At 41.1% G+C, this 19,795-nt stretch carries 16 protein-coding genes and 2 pseudogenes; 5 read left to right on the plus strand and 13 right to left on the minus strand.

The features are described from left to right. Positions 1-147 (plus strand): annotated as a pseudogene (locus BM135_RS16680) (IS110 family transposase); the annotation flags it as partial. On the opposite strand, the pseudogene BM135_RS12185 reads toward BM135_RS16680, so the two are convergent. From BM135_RS12185 to BM135_RS12200, 4 genes and pseudogenes are all read right to left on the minus strand, one after another. Continuing rightward, positions 128-247: pseudogene (locus BM135_RS12185) on the minus strand (P-II family nitrogen regulator); the annotation flags it as partial. The pseudogenes BM135_RS16680 and BM135_RS12185 overlap by 20 nt on opposite strands. A 168-nt stretch (positions 248-415) precedes the next feature. Beyond that, positions 416-2,185, minus strand: coding sequence for a SmdB family multidrug efflux ABC transporter permease/ATP-binding protein (locus BM135_RS12190; protein ID WP_092519985.1), 1,770 nt, complete (start codon positions 2,183-2,185; stop codon positions 416-418). After that, on the minus strand, positions 2,178-3,926 hold the full coding sequence (locus tag BM135_RS12195; protein ID WP_092519986.1) for a SmdA family multidrug ABC transporter permease/ATP-binding protein: 1,749 nt from the start codon (positions 3,924-3,926) through the stop codon (positions 2,178-2,180). The genes BM135_RS12190 and BM135_RS12195 overlap by 8 nt, the downstream gene beginning before the upstream one ends. A gap of 57 nt (positions 3,927-3,983) precedes the next feature. Continuing rightward, complete coding sequence (locus BM135_RS12200) at positions 3,984-4,454, minus strand: Lrp/AsnC family transcriptional regulator (protein ID WP_092519987.1); 471 nt, start codon at positions 4,452-4,454, stop codon at positions 3,984-3,986. Between the two features lie 122 nt (positions 4,455-4,576). On the opposite strand from BM135_RS12200, the gene BM135_RS12205 reads away from it, so the two are divergent. Together BM135_RS12205 and queC are read left to right on the plus strand one after the other, a co-directional pair. After that, a complete protein-coding gene (locus BM135_RS12205) occupies positions 4,577-5,629 on the plus strand; it encodes a PLP-dependent cysteine synthase family protein (protein ID WP_092519988.1) in 1,053 nt (350 codons plus the stop codon). A 32-nt stretch (positions 5,630-5,661) separates the two neighbouring features. Beyond that, entirely contained in the window at positions 5,662-6,360 is a 699-nt protein-coding gene (gene queC, locus BM135_RS12210) for a 7-cyano-7-deazaguanine synthase QueC (protein ID WP_092519989.1), read from the plus strand. Positions 6,361-6,573: 213 nt separating this feature from the next. Here queC and BM135_RS12215 read toward each other — a convergent pair whose 3' ends face one another. The 9 genes from BM135_RS12215 to bolA all read right to left on the minus strand — a co-directional run bounded on the left by BM135_RS12215 (position 6,574) and on the right by bolA (position 17,092). Further along, the gene (locus BM135_RS12215) at positions 6,574-6,966 is read right to left on the minus strand and encodes an acyl-CoA thioesterase (protein ID WP_092519990.1); all 393 of its coding nucleotides are present in this window, start codon (positions 6,964-6,966) and stop codon (positions 6,574-6,576) included. A gap of 148 nt (positions 6,967-7,114) precedes the next feature. After that, on the minus strand, positions 7,115-7,507 hold the full coding sequence (locus BM135_RS12220; protein WP_092519991.1) for a ComEA family DNA-binding protein: 393 nt from the start codon (positions 7,505-7,507) through the stop codon (positions 7,115-7,117). Positions 7,508-7,655: 148 nt separating this feature from the next. Continuing rightward, on the minus strand, positions 7,656-9,536 hold the full coding sequence (gene ppiD, locus BM135_RS12225) for a peptidylprolyl isomerase (RefSeq protein ID WP_092519992.1): 1,881 nt from the start codon (positions 9,534-9,536) through the stop codon (positions 7,656-7,658). 175 nt (positions 9,537-9,711) lie between these two features. Further along, complete coding sequence (gene hupB / locus BM135_RS12230; RefSeq protein WP_175486120.1) at positions 9,712-9,987, minus strand: nucleoid-associated protein HU-beta; 276 nt, start codon at positions 9,985-9,987, stop codon at positions 9,712-9,714. 242 nt (positions 9,988-10,229) lie between these two features. Continuing rightward, positions 10,230-12,584 (minus strand): endopeptidase La, encoded by a 2,355-nt coding sequence (gene lon, locus BM135_RS12235; protein WP_092519994.1) that lies wholly within the window; start codon positions 12,582-12,584, stop codon positions 10,230-10,232. Positions 12,585-12,793: 209 nt separating this feature from the next. Then, the gene (gene clpX / locus BM135_RS12240) at positions 12,794-14,065 is read right to left on the minus strand and encodes an ATP-dependent protease ATP-binding subunit ClpX (protein ID WP_092519995.1); all 1,272 of its coding nucleotides are present in this window, start codon (positions 14,063-14,065) and stop codon (positions 12,794-12,796) included. Between the two features lie 134 nt (positions 14,066-14,199). Next, a complete protein-coding gene (gene clpP / locus BM135_RS12245) occupies positions 14,200-14,823 on the minus strand; it encodes an ATP-dependent Clp endopeptidase proteolytic subunit ClpP (RefSeq protein WP_092519996.1) in 624 nt (207 codons plus the stop codon). A 260-nt stretch (positions 14,824-15,083) separates the two neighbouring features. Beyond that, entirely contained in the window at positions 15,084-16,388 is a 1,305-nt protein-coding gene (tig, locus tag BM135_RS12250) for a trigger factor (RefSeq protein ID WP_092519997.1), read from the minus strand. Between the two features lie 380 nt (positions 16,389-16,768). Next, a complete protein-coding gene (gene bolA / locus BM135_RS12260; RefSeq protein WP_092519998.1) occupies positions 16,769-17,092 on the minus strand; it encodes a transcriptional regulator BolA in 324 nt (107 codons plus the stop codon). A 271-nt stretch (positions 17,093-17,363) separates the two neighbouring features. Between bolA and BM135_RS12265 the strand changes: the two genes are divergently transcribed. Together BM135_RS12265 and ampG are read left to right on the plus strand one after the other, a co-directional pair. Beyond that, positions 17,364-17,951, plus strand: coding sequence for a lipoprotein (locus BM135_RS12265; RefSeq protein WP_092519999.1), 588 nt, complete (start codon positions 17,364-17,366; stop codon positions 17,949-17,951). A gap of 74 nt (positions 17,952-18,025) precedes the next feature. Beyond that, entirely contained in the window at positions 18,026-19,552 is a 1,527-nt protein-coding gene (ampG, locus tag BM135_RS12270) for a muropeptide MFS transporter AmpG (protein WP_422646153.1), read from the plus strand. The last annotated feature ends 243 nt before the right edge of the window (positions 19,553-19,795 follow it).

Here is a 19,795-nt window from a genome sequence, read left to right on the forward strand (position 1 = left end):
GATAAAGGCGTTATGCGTCTGCTTGCCGCCGGAAAAGCCAAAAAAGTGGCGCTGGTTGCCTGTATGCGTAAGTTGCTGACTATCCTGAATGCAATGCTCAGAAAGAACGAAGAATGGAATGAATCTTACCATCACGTTGCGCCATAATTTTTATGTTCAAGACAGTTGCTTGTATACCTATATCAGCAAGAGCCTCCCGCACTTCTTCCAGCTTAAATGGCTTTATAATAATAGTGATTAACTTCATATTTCCCCCGTTTGTTTACCACGTTGGTACAAGGGAGTAATTGCAAGGGATATGCCAGAAGTTAAAAATGAAATGTAATCAATTTATTATCGAAAAATATTTCTAAAGAAGGGATAAAAAAAAGGAGCAGAAAACACATCTGCCCCCATATACATACTAAAATGCACACTAAATGTGCACTGGTTCATTTAAAGTTTCGCCAACTTGCTGGAGTTGGTACATTTGATAATAGCGCCCACGCTTTTCCAGTAGCTGTTGATGCTGTCCTTGTTCAACAATTGCACCACGATGCAGCACTAATATGGAATCAGCTTCGATAATGGTTGAAAGACGATGGGCAATCACCACCAATGTCGCCTGTTTACAGATCATTCCCAGCGCTTTCTGTACTGATTGTTCTGTCCCAGAATCAATATTCGCAGTTGCCTCATCCAAAATAAGAATTTGTGGCGTTTGCACTAAAACCCTAGCCATTGCCAAAAGCTGTTTTTGACCCGCGGACAATGTATTACCTTGTTCTCCTAAGATGGAATTCAAACCATCTGGTAAATCACGGACAAAATCAGCTAATTGAACCAATTCCAGCACTTCCCATATTTTCTCTTCACTGATATCCCGCCCTAGCGTGATATTGTTGAGGAATGAAGCAGCCAGAACAACAGGGTCTTGCTGCACCATTGCCACTCCATTACGCAGCACTGTATGAGAAAGCGAAGACACTGGGCGTTTATCAAGATAAATCTCACCGTTTTGCCACGAATAGTATCCCATAATCAAATTGGCCAGAGTGCTTTTTCCACTCCCTGTATGCCCAACCAAAGCCACAAACCCATGTGGAGGAACATGCAGGTTGATATCACTCAAGACAAGTTTGTCACTGCGATAGGCAAAATTTAAGTTTTCAATATCAATTCTGCCACTCTCTAGCGCTCGCAAATCATCACCATATTGCTGCTGTGGACTATCCATAAGTTCGAAAACTCGTTCCCCTGAAACCACTGCTTGCTGCAACACTGATTGCTGTGCAGTCAATTCAATCAGTGGTTCATTCAACCGCCCAAGATAGTTAATAAAGGCATACAGTACACCAACACCAATAACCTCAGTGCCTTTGATCCCAAATAATAAAAGTAAACCACACAATATTGCAGCGGAGAAAAAGCTTAATAATGGTCTCAACAAAACGCCATCTAATCTTAAAGCCTGCATGCGAGCCTGATAATGTGCTCGGTTAGTAGCCAACATTTTCTCACCAAAACGAGCTTGCTGACGAAACTGCTGAATCACAGTCATTCCATTAATGGCTTCATTAAAGCCATCATTAATGTCAGCCAGATAGCCACGAACCCGCCTGACTATTGGGATACTGAAACGCTGATAAATCACCATTACAAGCAAGACCGCAGGAAATATTACGATCGCAACACATGCCATACGCCAATTCAAAACAAACATGGCTATCAACATAGCTCCAATCAGTGCAACACAACGAAACACTGTAGGGATAACATTAACAAACAGATCCTTAATTACCTCAGTATCATTTGTTACACGGGATATCAGTTGTCCAACTGGTTGATTATCAAAAGCACTTAATGGTTGACGTAATGCTGAATTCATAACATCAGTACGAAGCTTCTGCACCACTCCCACAGATGCCTGATTAAAAAATAATGTTTGATAATAGTGTAGGGCAGCAGAAATAAGCTGGAAAATCAAGAAGGTTGCGGCAAGCCCACTGACAACATCAAGCGGTAAGTTCCCCGTTGCTACCATATTGTCGATAAAATAACTCACAAGCAGAGGCCCACTCACTTCTGCCAGTGCAGCAATCCATAACATCAATACAGCAATTAGCATCGGCTTGCGGTGATTTTTACTGTAAGAAAGCAGACGCTTTAATGATGGCCATAGCTTACGCATATGAATTTTAGTCATTGTCACCATCCAATGCAGCCTCTAGTTGTTGGTAGTGATACATATCGGAATACCAACCAGACTGAGCGACAAGCTGTTTATGCTGACCCTGCTGTGCAATCGTACCATGCTGCATAACTAAAATATTATCTGCTTCCGTTAATGCCGACAATCTGTGGGCACTGATAATAATGGTACGCTGTTGCCGCCATTGGCTGAGATTTTTCATAATCTGGTGTTCTGTGTGCCCATCAACGGCTGAGAGAGCATCATCAAGGATTAAAATCTCTGAATCTAACAGCAAAGCCCTGGCAATGGATATACGCTGTTTTTGCCCACCAGAAAGCATCACGCCACGTTCTCCCACTTCCGTTTGATATCCCTGAGGCAGTCGCAAAATATCATCATGTACACTTGCTAGACGAGCAACCTCTTCTATTTGCTCTTGAGTTGCATCAGGCCGTCCTAATGCAATATTACCTACGACCGTATCCGAAAACAGAAAAGGTGTTTGGTTGACGATGGCTAATCGGGCACGCCATTCTTCCATTCGGAGAGTAGAAATATTTTTTGACTGGAAAAAAATATCTCCATCGGTTACATCAAACTGCCGTTGCAACAAAGCCAATAAAGTACTTTTCCCTGTACCCATAGGGCCACAAAGCCCCAATAACTGCCCTGGTTCCAACTGGAAGTGGATACTTTCCAAAATAGGCTTATCATTTCTAGGATAGGTAAATCTGTTGATATTTGCCTGCAAGCTCCCCCGATCTGAAGACAAGGACAATGCACCGTCTTTGGTTACCAGTGGTTCCTGCAACAAACTACGGATACGTGTATAAGCGGCGCTTCCTCTTTCAACAATATTGAACATCCATGCCAATGCCAACATTGGCCAGATCATCAATCCAAGATACATCACAAAACTGGTCAGTTCACCCAGAGTCATCGAGCCATTCACCACCATCCAACTGCCTCCTCCGACAGCCAATAGGTTTGCAACAGCGATAGTAACGAAAATGGTGGGATCAAAACGTGCATCTACACGAGCAACATGCATATTTTTACGCCCAGCATCAATGGCAACTTCTTCAAACTGATTGGATTGCAGCTTCTCCAATCCAAACGCTTTTATCATACGGATACTAGTCAAACTTTCCTGTGCATGGTTATTCAGAACAGAAAATGCACCTTGCGCAGATTTAAAACGATGATGAAGCTGATTACCATAATGTTTAATTGCTAAGGCCATAATCGGCATAGGCAACAGTGATAACAATGTTAATTGCCAACTGATCTGCACACTCATTACAATTAGGACAGCACACCCCATGACTAAAGCATCCACTAGAGTAAGTACTCCCTCACCAGCAGCAAAAACAACTCTGTCAACATCATTTGTTGCGCGAGCCATAAGATCGCCTGTTCTATGGCGCAAATAAAACTCAGGATTCTGGCTACTCAGACGCAAGTAGAAGTCACTACGTAACTTAATAGCCAGCCGATAAGAAGCACCGAACAACCATACACGCCAAACATATCGTAGACCATATATTGCCAAAGCAATAAGCAGCATTATCCCTAGCCACATTAATAGCTGACGGGATGTCATCGTTTTTGAGCTAATGCCATCAACAATAATTCCAACCAAGCGGGGAGGAATGAGCTGCAGCACCGCAATCATGACGAGAAAAATAACAGCTCCCAAATAGCGCTGCCATTCACTAATAAAATACCAGCTTAATTGTGAAAATAATCTCACACGCCTATTCCCGAGGTGAAAAATGAAAGAGTCAGCGCCTACCGATCAGAGTAATCTTTATATTACTGAATCTGGTATTGGCAGCGCCGTTGTATATTTTATCTTTTCCATTGCAAAGTTAGAGGTGACATCAATCAAACCAGAAACCCCATTAACCATGTGTTTATAAAAACGATCATAACTTTTCATATCAATAACTTCTACATGCAACAGGTAATCATATTCACCAGCCATTCGATAAAATGTTAAGACTTCTGGCATCTCTTTTATAAAGGTGACAAACTGTTCATACCATTCACTGCTGTGTTGTTGAGTTTTAATCATTACTATCACTGTCAAGCCCAAACCGAGTTTTACCCCATTTAACAATGCAACTTTTCCGACAATATAACCTTCATCCTCAAGTCGTCTGAGGCGTTTCCAGCAAGGTGTCGAAGTCAAATTAACAGCTTCAGCCAGCGCATTCAGTGATAAACTACAATCCTGTTGAAGCAGCTCCAGTAACTTACGGTCTATTTTGTCTAGCATATCTAAATCCTATAGAAAAATTTCCCAAATATAACGGATAAATGCAGAAAAATAACAATCTATTTCTCTTAATGTAAGGGTAATCTATACGCCATTACGGTATTATTATTCAGGATCAATTTATGTCATCTTTATGGGCTACAAATGCCATAAAAGCTATTCAAGCTGATTATCAACGCAGTGCTGATACACACCTAATTCGCCTTAATCTCCCAATGTTTCCGGGCATTCATTTCTACCTTAAAGATGAGAGCACTCATCCCACAGGCAGCCTCAAACATCGGCTTGCACGTTCCCTATTCCTTTACGCACTCACTAATGGTTGGATTAAGGAAGGAACCCCTATTATTGAAGCATCATCCGGAAGCACTGCTGTTTCGGAGGCTTATTTTGCTCGTTTACTTGGTTTACCTTTTATTGCAGTAATGCCCTCCTGCACAGCTAAGCGCAAAATTCAAGAAATTGAGTTCTATGGTGGTAAATGCCATTTTGTAGAGCATTCCGCCTTGATTTATCAAGAATCAGAACGTCTGGCAAAAGAGCTTAATGGCCATTATATGGATCAGTTTACTTATGCCGAACGAGCAACTGATTGGCGAGGAAACAATAATATTGCAGAAAGCATTTTCCGTCAGATGCAACTAGAACCTTTTCCTGAGCCAACTTATATTGTTATGAGTGCAGGTACCGGTGGTACATCTGCAACTCTTGGTCGCTATATTCGCTATCAGGGATATAACACCAAACTCATTGTTGTCGATCCTGAAAACTCCGTCTTCTACGATTGCTATCATCAGAACCGCCGTGATATTTGTGGAAGTACAGGCAGCAAAATAGAAGGCATTGGCCGTCCACGCGCAGAACCTTCTTTTATACCTACAGTTATCAATGAAATGATCCAAGTTCCCGATCCTGCCACTATTGCTACCATTTATTGGCTTGAAAAATTAATTGGCAGAAAAACCGGAGCATCAACCGGAACTAACGTTTGGGGAGTGTTACAACTCGCCAAGCGAATGCACGATAACAACCAACAAGGGGCAATCGTGACATTACTCTGTGATAGTGGAGAACGTTACCTTGATACTTATTACAACCCAGAGTGGGTTCGCAATAATATCGGTGATGTCACACAGTATCTAACACAACTACCCAAGTTAAAGGGTTATGAGTAACATATCTCCTTCAATTTACAGAGGTAGGTATCATGAAACGATCCGTTGTTGTATTCAGTGGTGGGCAGGATTCCACCACGTGTTTAATTCAGGCACTCCGTCAATATGACGAAGTTCACTGTGTCACCTTTGATTATGGACAGCGTCACCGTGCTGAAATTGATGTAGCTTGTCATATAAGCAAAGAATTGGGAGCCACAGCCCACAAAGTACTTGATGTTACTTTATTGAATGAGCTCGCAATCAGCAGCCTGACAAGAGACAATATTCCCGTACCCGATTTCAGCGAAAGTGAAAAAAGTGGTCTCCCGAGTACATTTGTGCCTGGCCGTAATATTTTATTTTTAACTCTGGCGACAATTTATGCCTATCAGGTTGAAGCTGAAGCTGTCATTACTGGCGTTTGTGAAACTGATTTTTCGGGATACCCCGATTGCCGTGATGAGTTTGTCACAGCCCTCAACAAAGCCGTCAACCTTGGTATTGCTCGCGATATTCGTTTCGAAACTCCTCTAATGTGGTTAAACAAAGCGGAAACTTGGGCATTGGCAGATTATTACCAAAAATTGGATTTTGTCCGCAATCAAACTCTCACTTGCTATAATGGCATTCAGGGGGATGGATGTAGCGAATGCGCTGCCTGCCACCTCAGAGCTAAAGGATTAAATCATTATTTAAGCAATGCCCTGGCCGTTATGTTAGAAATGAAATCCAAAACACATCTAAGTTAGTTACACCGTTTTATCTAGTTCACATTATCTGCGAGAGGTTCATCGAACCTCTCATTTCATCTCTATTATTTCACTTATGACTTACTTCACTACTTGCTGACTAGATTCGTTCCTTTGCCATTGCACGACAACTTCAATACTATTTTGTTAAAAAACACCATTCTGTTAAAAAATGCCTTAAAGAATATCCAGTATAATTATTCAGCATAGCTCTTAATAGGCTTCCATTCTTTTACGCAACTCACCTTCTAAAACCAGTGCCTTTTGAGTTTTCAAATCAATACAAACAAATGTAATTAAGGCATCAGCAATAATTTGATTATCACTCCTACGTACAATTTCCTGAAAAAATGTGCCGCTTTTATTCCGCAATTCCTGCATAGAAGATTTCACTTCTAGTTCATCTGTAATTACAGCAGGATGACGATAATTAATATTGATATTCACCACAACAAAACCAATATTTTTATGATTTAACCATTCCAGCGTGTCACCTTCAGTAAGTAAGTCCCAGCGGGCAGCTTCCAGAAACTCTAAATAGCGGGCATTGTTCACATGTTGGAAAAGATCAATATGATAACCCCTAACTTTGATAATCGTACTCATTGCTATTTTTTCCTTTAAACTCATCTGACCAGATAAGGTGTAACAATAGCAAAACAATTTAATTACAATAGTGTTTGGTGAATTATTCTTGATCAATGTCACAGCCCTCTTGATAAAATTCCTTTGAACACACAAGAGGGCCTAATACTTAATAAGTTAATTTATTACGGTTTTTTTCTATAAAAATAGGACCAATACCTTGAACTTCCTGCAATTGTTCTATTGCTGTAAAAGGACCATATTTTTCACGATATTCAATAATTGCCTGCGCTTTTTTAGCACCAATGCCATTGAGTTCTTTAGCCAATTCTTCTGCATTTGCAATATTGATATTAAGAACTCCCTTTCCCTGTGTTTGCTGTCTTGAAACTTGTTCTCCTCCCTCTTTTGCCTCACTGCTTTCAATAGTGGTTTTATGCTGACCAATAGGTTGTTTCACCATTTTATCAGTAGATTCATTTACTGTAGCAGCATGAGATAACGGCGTGCTGATACACAATGCCATAATGATTGAATTGAATAATATCCTTAAATATTTCATGTAAATCCCTCTATATTTTGTTGGTGAGCGAAAGATTGCCACAACAGTATTTCTGGACAACAGCCAGGTTTCAAATATGCGAAAGGCCACGAAAGTGGCCTTTTTCAATTACGATTTTGCACAAACAGATGCGAGTAACTTCGCAATTTTATTCAATTTGACCGAACTTAATATCTGCCTCACTACGTAAATTCATTATTAGTGACTCCAGCATGCTTGTGCCAGTCTGATACTGATAACCCATCATATATTGTTTGAGCTGCTCATCTGTAACAGAACCCGGAACCACTTTATCCAATTGGATAAGCACAGCATTACCAAGCTCGTCTTGAGCTAACCCATATACAGGCTTACCTTCTTCAGGATGCGGTAAAGTGAATGCCACATCGGTAGATTGGTTGGTTTGTGACAGATTTTTTATCACAGTAGGTTGTGCGAACTGAATTCCTGCGGCTTTTAATGCTTGCTCACCTTTACCTTTTTTCAGAGCAACCAGTAGTTTTTCACTTTCAACCTGAAGTTGTTTTTCCGCTTTCTGGCGCTTCACCAATTCAGCTACCTCAGATTTAGCCTGTTCAAACGACTGGACTGTTTCAGCTTTAAAATCGTCAACACGCACTATAAAGGCTCTGTCGCCTTCCACTGAAATGACATCAGAGTTAATTCCTGTCGCTCCTTTATCATCAACCAAATTGCTAGAGAAAATAACCTGAACAACCTGGCTGAAATTAATGTCAGCAGGAACATTATCACGATCAAACCAGTCAGTGGTCACGGCCTGATAACCTGCCGCTTTTTCTGCTGCTGACAAAGATTCATTATCATTAGCAGCTGCATCACTCACTTTTCTCTGTAATACATAGAATGCATCAACCGCTTTTTCCTGTTTGACAATTTTTTCTATTTCAGGACGTATATCAGCCAATGGTTTAACTTCCTGAGGCTTAAGATCATCCAAACGGAAGATTGCATATCCATTAGATAATTTGATTACATCCGAAAGCTGCCCTTTCTGTGTCAAATTTGCTGATTTAAGCTCATTAGGTAGGGAGTTTTCTTCCATCCAACCAAGATCACCATCTTTTTGAGCAGAAAATTTGTCTGTCGATTTTTCTGATGCCAATTGACTAAAATCAGCCCCTTTCTTTAATTCATCCAAAATCGATTTAGCAGCAGAATCTGAAGCCAATTGAATAAAACTATATTTCTTCTGTTCAAGCTTCGTGTATTGCGACAGGTTGTCTTTATAGTACTTTTCAATATCAGTGTCAGATACAGTTACGTTCTTCAGCTCATTGGCAGCGTCCATTTTGATGTAACTGACTTTAACTTTTTCTGGCACAGTGAAATGCTTACTATTCGCATCATAATAATTTTTCAGCTCTTCATCCGTCACAGTTTGCTTTGCTTCAATTGATTTCAACTCAAGGGTAGCAAAATGTACTATTCTTTCTTGAAAAAGTAGTGCTGCGTCCTGTTTTATTTCTGTCGGTAATGCAATTTCTGCACCGATAAGGACTTGCTCCAATTGACGATTGATCAGCTCCTGACGAATCTGTTCCGCAAAACTATCAGGGCTTATGTTCGAACGGACAAGCAAGTTTAAATAATCCTGATATTTGTTGTTGTCGAATTTACCATCAATTTGGAGAAACGGTAGATTACGTATCTCCTGTGCAACCTGCTCATCACTTGCTGATAACCCCAGCTTGTGGACATATTGTTCAATCAAGGTAGCATTGATGAGTTTCTCCAATGACTGGTGACGAAGCTGCTGTAGCCTTTGTTCATCACTTAACAAAGTTGAGAATTTATCTCCCAACTTCTCCTGCTGAGCATTTTTTTCTTGTAAAAATGCCTGCTCCAGCTGAGCACGACTAATGGTTTGGCCATTTACTTTGGCAGCATAACTACCGCTTTCGCTTGACAAGTAACCTGTTACACCAGTCAACAAAAAAGTCAGGATAATTAGAGCCAACACAATTTTGAGCACAGGACCGTTCGCCGCCGTGCGTAGGTTGTCCATCATAAAGACGTAAAACTCCGCTTTAGTGAAAAAGAAACTGTCATATTACGCTAATTCAAACGCTAAGAGAAAAAAAGCGCACCAATCAATTGATGCGCTTATATTCTAGACTATCAACACGGCCTAGTCAGTTGAAGTTTTCCGCGATAACAAAAAACCAGAGCCTGTTTTCTGTTCATTAACTATTAACAGCATCTTTTAAACTCTTTCCAGATCGGAAAGAAGGTACTTTTGCTGCTGCAATCTTGATTTCCTTGCCTGTCTGAGGGTTGCGTCCTGTACGTGCAGCGCGTTCACGCACAGTAAACGTACCGAACCCCACTAAAGCGACATCATCACCGTCTTTCAATGCACCAGATACTGAAGAAATGAATGCATCTACTACACGTCCGGCTGCTGCTTTAGAAATGTTTATATCAGCAGCAATTTTGTCGATCAGTTGTGATTTATTCACTCTTATCATCCCCATTTTAGTTTTACTATAGTAACAAAAACTGATTTATAACGGATAACACGGCTGTTATGCCGTCATATTAATCCTTTCCAGTATTAGCAAGAAATCATGGAACAGCAAAATATTTAATCAGATAATTAGACTAATCTAACTTAGTGACATAAAAAAAGGCTGGCAAGTCTGAATTTACTCACCAACCTATATTTTATACATAGTTCTTGAGTCAGCTCACTATTTTTGCACTACTTTAGTGATACTACTTCTGCACCAAATACTGATTCCTGCAAAGCGATAGATAAAACATCTTCTATACGCTTAACCGGATGGATCTCCAAATCTTGAATCACATTCTGTGGGATCTCTTCCAGATCTCGCTTATTATCATCTGGGATCACAACCGTTTTAATTCCCCCACGGTGCGCTGCCAGTAGTTTTTCTTTTAAGCCACCGATTGGCAGAACTAAACCCCGCAGAGTAATTTCCCCCGTCATAGCTACATCTGCACGAACTGGATTACCCGTCAGGCAAGAAACCAACGCCGTGCACATTCCAATCCCCGCACTTGGGCCATCTTTTGGGGTCGCACCTTCCGGTACATGAACATGAATATCACGTTTTTCATGGAAATCAGAACTGATTCCCAGCTTATCAGCACGAGCCCGAACAACAGTCAATGCCGCTTGGATAGATTCCTGCATAACTTCACCCAATGAACCGGTATAAGTCAACTTACCTTTACCCGGTACACTAGCTGTTTCAATCGTCAGCAAATCACCACCGACTTCTGTCCACGCCAGACCTGTTACCTGACCAACTCGATTTTCTGTATCAGCACGACCATAATCAATTCGCTGCACACCCAGATAATCTTTCAAATTTTCCGCGTTGATTTCGATGTGCTTAAGTTTCTTATCCATCAGTAATGCTTTGACTGCTTTACGACACAATTTAGAGATTTCACGTTCCAAACTACGAACGCCAGCCTCACGAGTGTAGTAACGGATAATGCCAATAATTGCGCCATCATCTATAGTCAATTCGCCTTTCTTCAAAGCGTTACGCTCAATTTGTTTTGGCAGCAAATGACGTTTGGCAATATTTAATTTCTCATCTTCGGTATAACCCGATAGACGAATAACTTCCATACGATCCAGCAATGGAGCCGGAATATTCATAGAGTTAGATGTTGCCACGAACATGACGTCAGAGAGATCATAATCAACTTCAAGGTAATGATCGTTAAATGCTACGTTTTGTTCAGGATCAAGTACTTCCAACAACGCTGAAGCTGGGTCACCACGCATGTCGGATGACATTTTGTCAATTTCATCCAATAAGAACAGTGGATTTTTAACCCCTATTTTGGACATTTTCTGGATTAATTTGCCCGGCATTGAGCCAATATAGGTGCGGCGATGCCCACGGATTTCCGCTTCATCACGTACTCCACCTAATGCCATACGCACATATTTACGCCCAGTTGCGCGTGCGATGGAGCGACCCAATGAAGTTTTACCCACACCAGGAGGCCCTACCAAACAAAGTATTGGCCCCTTGATCTTGCTAACACGGCTCTGTACCGCGAGGTATTCAAGAATACGCTCTTTGACACGTTCTAAACCATAATGGTCTGTATCCAGCACTTCCTGAGCTTTTACTAAATCTTTTTTTACCTTGCTACGTGAAACCCAAGGAACTTGCACCATCCAATCAATATAACTACGAACAACCGTTGCTTCAGCTGACATAGGAGACATCATTTTTAATTTCTGCAACTCAGCTTCGGCTTTTTCACATGCCTCTTTCGGCATTTTCGCGTCTTCGATCTTGCGTCTTAGCGTCTCATATTCATCAGGTGCATCATCCATCTCACCCAATTCTTTCTGGATTGCTTTCATTTGCTCATTCAGGTAATACTCGCGCTGGCTTTTTTCCATCTGTTTTTTAACGCGATTACGGATACGTTTTTCTACCTGTAGCAGATCGATTTCTGATTCCATCATTGCAATCAGATATTCAATGCGCTCAATAACATCAGGCATTTCTAAAACTGCCTGCTTATCATTGATTTTCAAAGGCATATGTGCAGCGATGGTATCTGCTAACTTTGCCGCATCTTCAATACTGTGCAACGATGTCAATACTTCTGGTGGGATCTTTTTATTCAGTTTGACATAGCCCTCAAACTGATTAATAGCTGTTCTTACCAGAACTTCTTGCTCACGCTCATCAACATCAGGGGATTCAAGATATTCGACTTGCGCATAAAAATATTCGCCATTATCCGTCAACGTGGTAATGCGGGCACGCTGCAAACCTTCAACCAGAACTTTTACTGTACCATCCGGCAATTTTAGCATTTGTAAAACAGAAGCCACTGTACCTACGGAGAAAAGATCATTGACTCCCGGCTCATCAGTAGATGCTTCTTTTTGCGCGACCAACATGACTTGTTTGTCATGCTCCATTGCTGCTTCTAGGCAATGAATCGACTTCTCACGCCCAACAAACAGAGGGATCACCATATGTGGGTAAACCACTACATCGCGCAAAGGCAATACAGGGATTTCTATGCGTTCGGAACGCTCAGGATTCATAGAGCTCTCTCTTCGTTTAGCTTTCGCCAGTTTTTAGGAATCTCGTGAAACACGGTTTTCACGAGTTTCACTTCAAAGAATACAAAATATATGGGGACAGGAATCTGACATTCAATAGCCTAATATCCGCAAAAAACAAAATGAGGGAGAATCCCTCATTTTGTTTTTTCAATGCATATTGTTAATCAACACTTCCTACCCTATTTTCCTCACTCACCAGAAACTTGGGCATCCGGCTTGCTATATATCAATAATGGTGCGGAACTATCTTCAACAACCGTTTTATCAACGACAACTTTCTCTACGTGTTCCATTGATGGCAGGTCGTACATTGTATCCAGAAGGACTCCTTCAACAATTGAACGAAGACCACGGGCACCAGTTTTACGCGCCATTGCTTTTTTCGCTATAGCAGTCAATGCTTCTTTTCTGAACTCTAGTTCAACACCCTCAAGATTAAACAGGGCCTGATACTGCTTGGTCAGCGCATTTTTTGGTTCCTGTAGGATTTGGATCAGTGCTTCTTCACTGAGTTCAGTTAGCGATGCCACGACTGGAAGACGACCAATAAATTCAGGTATTAACCCAAATTTGATCAAATCTTCCGGTTCAACCTGAGCCAGCAATTCACCTTCTGTTGCTTTCTCCGATTCGCCTTTAACTGTAGCGCTAAAACCAATACCTGAACTGACATTCAAACGCTGGCTGACAACTTTATCCAAACCTGCGAACGCTCCCCCACAAATAAACAGGATCTTGGAAGTATCAACTTGCAAAAATTCCTGTTGTGGATGTTTACGACCACCTTGAGGTGGAACTGCAGCCACAGTACCTTCAACCAGTTTCAATAGAGCCTGCTGAACACCTTCTCCCGATACATCGCGAGTAATTGAAGGATTATCAGACTTACGGGAAATTTTATCTATTTCATCAATATACACGATACCACGCTGTGCTTTCTGCACATCGTAGTCACATTTTTGCAGAAGTTTCTGGATAATATTTTCTACGTCTTCCCCAACATAACCTGCTTCGGTCAATGTCGTGGCATCAGCCATAGTAAACGGAACATCTAAATAGCGAGCCAATGTCTCTGCTAACAACGTCTTACCGCTACCTGTCGGGCCAACCAACAGAATATTACTTTTACCAAGTTCCACTCCGTTACTGGAGTCACCATTACGTAGTCTCTTGTAATGGTTATAGACAGCAACTGCTAACACCTTTTTCGCTGCATCCTGACCAATGACGTAATCATCCAGATGCTGGCGAATTTCATGAGGAGTAGGCAATGCGCTACGCTCACGATGTGGTACTACCTCTTTAATTTCTTCGCGAATGATATCATTACAGTAACCGATACAATCGTCGCAGATATACACTGATGGGCCGGCTATTAATTTCCGTACTTCATGTTGGCTTTTCCCGCAGAAAGAGCAATACAGCAGCTTTCCTGAACCGTCTTTGCGCTTATCTGTCATCAGTCAACCTCACTTTATGAGCTGTTATCCCGTTTATCCGGCATAACAGAAAAAACGCTGTTATTACTCCGTCTAGTTTTTGGCGTCAACGTCAAGAAACGCTAGTATCGAAGTAATAAAGTAATTATTAATAATTAGTTGCGCTGGGTGAATACACTATCAACCAGTCCGTATCCTACGGCCTCCTCGGCTGATAAGAAACGATCACGTTCTGTATCCTCAACAATCTTCTCAAGTGATTGCCCGGTATGCTTTGCCATCAATTCGTTCATACGAGCTTTAACTTTGAGTATTTCCTGCGCATGGATTTCAATGTCAGTCGCCTGCCCTTGGAAACCACCTAATGGCTGGTGAATCATAACTCTGGAATTTGGCAGACAGAAACGCTTACCTTTTGCTCCAGCGGTTAGCAGGAATGCTCCCATTGAACAGGCCTGCCCCATACAAATAGTACTCACATCTGGTTTGATAAACTGCATTGTGTCATAAATAGACATGCCTGCTGTAATAACCCCACCCGGTGAGTTGATATATAAATGAATATCTTTTTCTGGATTTTCTGCTTCCAAGAATAACATTTGGGCAACAATCAAGTTAGCCATATGATCTTCAACAGGCCCAGTCATAAAAATAATACGATCTTTCAATAAGCGGGAGTAGATATCAAATGCACGTTCTCCACGCGCCGTTTGTTCAACCACCATCGGCACCAAAGACATGTTAGGTGCATATTGATCTTGCTTGCCACTGTATGACATTTCCGTCTCCTAATAGAACTCACGCTGGTGCCATTCATAACTGATTCTACTCGAGATAAGCGATGATGACCATGATCCAAAGTTAACTAACAAGGGGATTTTTCCCCTCTAAAAAGTAGTAAGCTCTTACATAATAGTAAGAAAGGATATGAGGTTAAATCTGTTTTTTTCAAGAACAATAAAAAACCCGCAAGCATAGCCTGCGGGTTTACTTTATTGAGAGCGAGATTTCATTATCTCAGGCAATCAATAAATGAAGCTTATGCCATTTGATTTTGGTTCATAAGATCATTGAAGCCAGTTTCTTTTTCAGAAACTTTAGCTTTGCTCAAAACAAGTTCAACAGCCTGCTCTTCTAGAGCAATGTTGCGAATATTGTTCATCATTTCTTTGTTTTTGCTATAGTATTCAACAACTTCTTTTGGATCTTCGTAAGCAGCTGCCATCTCTTCGATCAACGCGGTAACGCGCTCTTCTTCGACTTTCAGCTCATTGCTGCTGATAACTTCACCTAACAGCAAGCCAACAACAACGCGGCGTTTAGCCTGCTCTTCAAACAGTTCACGTGGCAGTTCCAGAGCTTGTTGTTCGGTGCCGCCAAAACGCTGAGCAGCCTGACGACGCAGTACATCGATTTCACCATCAACAACTGCCGCAGGAACTTCAACTTCATTAGCCTTAACCAGACCATCAAGAACCTGAGTTTTAATGTTATTACGAACAGTATTTTTCAGTTCACGCTCCATGTTCTTGCGAACTTCAGCACGCAAACCTTCAGCAGTACCGTCAGCAATACCAAAACGCTTGATGAACTCTTCAGTCAACTCTGGCAGTTCACGCTGTTCAACTTTTTTTAGGTTAATCACGAACTTCGCAGCTTTACCTTTCAGGTTTTCTGCATGGTAATCTTCAGGGAATGTCACATCAATGGTAAACTCTTCACCAGCTTTGTGGCCAACGATACCATCTTCAAAACCTGGGATCATACGACCCTGACCCATTGCCAGAACGAAATCAGTTGATTTACCGCCTTCGAACTCTTCACCATCAATAGAACCAGTGAAATCAACAGTTACACGATCTTCCGCAGTGGCTGCTTCATCGGTTTCTTTCCAATTCGCCTGCTGCTTGCGCAAAGTGTCCAGCATGTTGTCAACGTCTGCATCTTTAACTTCAACAACAGGTTTTTCAACTTCGATTTCTTCCAGACCTTTCAGTTCAATTTCTGGATAAACTTCAAATTCAACTGCATAAGTGAAGTCTTCACCTTCTTTAAACTGTTCAGGTTTGTAGCTTGGTGCGCCTGCTGGATTGATTTTCTGCTCAATGATCGCATTGATGAAATTGCGCTGCATCAGATCACCCAGAACATCCTGAAGAACGGAAGCGCCATAACGTTGCTTAACGATCTTCATTGGCACTTTGCCTTTACGGAAGCCATCGATACGGGCTTTCTTTGCTACATTAACTAATTCACTGTTAACTGCTTTTTCGATATCGGCAGCAGGAACGGTGATTGACACACGACGCCCAAGGCCTTGAGTGGTTTCAACAGAAACTTGCATCTTGTTACCTCAAAAAAATCATAGTGCTCGGTCAACTTCAGAATGGCTGCAATACTTAAAAATAAGCTAATTGCAGCACTCTTTAAGAACCGGGGCGGTCGCATTTAAAAACCGAGAATCCCTGTGATCAGAAGCGTCCCGAAACCATTCTAAAAATTTAGACGCAGCATTATAGCGACGCAGACAGTATGAGTCGAGAATTGTAGGCAAAAGCATTGCATGATTCGTCAACTTATGTGATAAACGTTGCTCAATGATTACATCACTATATTGTTTATGCACTTGCTGCATAAACAAAAATACAGCCCGAAGGCTGTTTTCAAAATTGAATCCAGATTAATAAAATAAAGACAAACAATCTATTAGATTATCCCGAAAAATCATAAGATTGACGTCTTTGTACTTCCACCGCGACACTCCGGAGAAGCCAGAACAGTATCTCCCAGTTCTGCCCATTCCTTTTCCGTATAAGTATGAAGCGCCAACGCATGCACTCCTTCCTCTAGTTCTTTAGTCAAGACACTATATATTGAGCGGTGGCGATTAAGCATCCTTTGTTCAACAAAATCATTGCTTACCACAATGATTTTAAAATGGCTTTCAGAACCCGCTGGCACATTGTGACGATAACTTTCATCGATCACTTCCAGATGAGAAGGCTTAAATGCCGCCTGTAACTTTGCTTCTATTTCTTGACGAACCATCTCATTCTCCTAAATCACCAAAGGTTATTTATCAACCAATCAATTGATTGATTCTGCTTTATTTCCCATGATTTATAACATCGGGATAACCAAATTTCTTTAACCGAATTTATGTAAAGCATTTCTCTCTGTGTTTCAATCATCGTTTCTATCATCAGGGATATGCCGCTACTAATGGCGATGCTATGATTACGGCGGTTTATACTATCAGTATTTATATATCCAAGTATTAATATATCGAATATCCGAATCTTGAATTGAGAAAACCTAAATGCTAAAGAAAATATTTATTCCATTGATTACGCTTTTCTTTTTAGCTGGATTATCTGGCTGCGCAGACTCAGGCAATACTTTAGCCATTCAGCCAAAAATTACTCTGCCCCCAGCAGATCCAACCATGAAAGCGATTACAATTAGTATTAGTGGGGCCGATCATCGTCAATCTCAAGCCCTAGCCCAAATTAACCGTAATGCGCGATTAGTCACATTAGTTCCTTCCCGCGATTTGCGTTTTTTATTGCAAGAAGCACTGGAAAAGCAAATGGTAGCTCGCGGCTATATGATTGGTTCTCCCGCCAATGCCAATTTGCAAGTCATTGTGAATAAACTCTATGCCAACGTGAAAGAAGGTAGCCTTCGTCACGATATTTCAGCAAAAGCTGAAATATCCATCATTGCTTATGCACAAGATGGTAGTAAACAAATCAAAAATTATCGTACCAGCTACAATGTTCAAGGGCCATTAGCAGCGACAAACGCAAAAATTTCTGATGCAGTTAACACAGTCTTATCTGACGTGATCGCAGATATGGCTCAAGATGCCTCTATCAGTACCTTCATCAAACAAAACGTCCACTAATAGGATAATAAATAAACTTTCTGCCTGATTCTGACAAAACTAGATGACATGCAGAAAGTTTTAGGAGGCCCATGATTAACCATCATTATTTAAACCTATCTACATTACGTAACTATCGTATCCTTCTATTGCTGGGCTTTGCCTCAGGTCTACCTCTTGCGCTCACAGCTGGAACATTACAAGCATGGATGACTGTCGAAAATATCGATATCCGAACTATCGGTTTTTTCACTTTGGTTGGTCAAGCCTATGTTTTTAAGTTTCTCTGGGCACCTACAATGGATCGATATTCCCCCTCCTTTTTAGGGCGCCGACGGGGGTGGATGCTTGTTACTCAACTTTTACTGATTGCTAGTATTGCGGCCATGGGATTCCTTCAACCTTCCCAGCATTTATGGTGGCTCGCTGCACTGGCTGTTTCTGTAGCATTTTTCTCAGCTTCTCAAGATATCATTTTTGACGCTTATAAAACTGACTTGCTGTCACAGGAAGAACGAGGATCAGGTGCCGCCATTTCCGTACTGGGTTATCGGTTAGCTATGCTGGTTTCTGGTGGATTAGCCTTGTTACTCGCCACCTATATTGGCTGGCAAAGTATGTATTGGGTTATGGCTGGCCTGATGCTGATCGGCGTTTATGCCACACTGATAGCCAAAGAACCAGAAATCAATACAGCACCACCAAAAACATTACACCAGGCGATATTCGAACCATTGTTTGATTTTTTCGGCCGCAACAATGCCTGGCTTATCCTGCTACTGATTATACTGTACAAACTGGCAGATGCTTTTGCTCTCTCACTCAGCACACCTTTTCTTATTCGTGGTCTTGGTTTCAATCCAGCCGAAGTCGGTATGATCAATAAAACCCTCGGACTCACTGCTACTATTGTCGGGGCATTGTACGGCGGTTATTTGATGCATAAGATGAGCCTGTTCCGCGCTCTGATGATCTTTGGCATTCTCCAAACCGTATCAAACTTCGGTTACTGGATACTTGCTATCACCCCTAAAGACATCTACTCAATGGGAGCCGTGATTTTTCTGGAAAATATCTGTGGTGGCATGGGAACAGCCGCTTTTGTCGCCCTTTTGATGACCTTATGTAATAAATCATTTTCGGCAACACAGTTTGCTTTGCTTTCTGCATTATCTGCAGTTGGTCGAGTTTATGTTGGCCCAGTAGCAGGATGGTTTGCAGAAGCATATGGTTGGCCACTGTTTTATTTATTTTCTATTATTATCGGTTTACCGGGGCTTGTATTATTGCTAGCCTGCCGTAAGACACTAGCTTATACTCAAAAACACGATAGCTTTATCCCCCGAACATTATTTAAGAATGCTTATAAATCTGCCTTCATTATCATGATATTGGCCGCTCTGATGTTCATGGTTTGGTTAGTTATCAGCAGCATAGTGTTTGCCATAATTCATTTAGTCTCCCTGATATACGCCATATCTCCAGAATCTATTCTATATCTCCATAAGGTCAGTGATTGGATATCCCCACTATTATCCTTAAGTGTAATCATTGGAGTCCTAAGCCTTCTTTTAGGAGGAATGTTGGATTATTTGGCTTTAAAGAAAAGTAAACTCACTTAACCTATTTTTCTATTCAATACCTCTTTCACTTCTGCATTACAACAAAAGACTGACAAAGTTCAGTCTTTTGTTGCTATTTTATAGTGACTAGTATCACAAAAAGAATAAAAAATACAATTATGTGACTTGAAAAACATCTTTTTCAAGACGGTATTATTTATATTCACACGAACAAATATTATTATTTGAACCTATTTTATTTCAACTATTCGAAATATTGTTAATCACTTTAAAACCATATAA

The organism is Xenorhabdus japonica (assembly GCF_900115195.1).
Lineage (GTDB): Bacteria > Pseudomonadota > Gammaproteobacteria > Enterobacterales > Enterobacteriaceae > Xenorhabdus > Xenorhabdus japonica.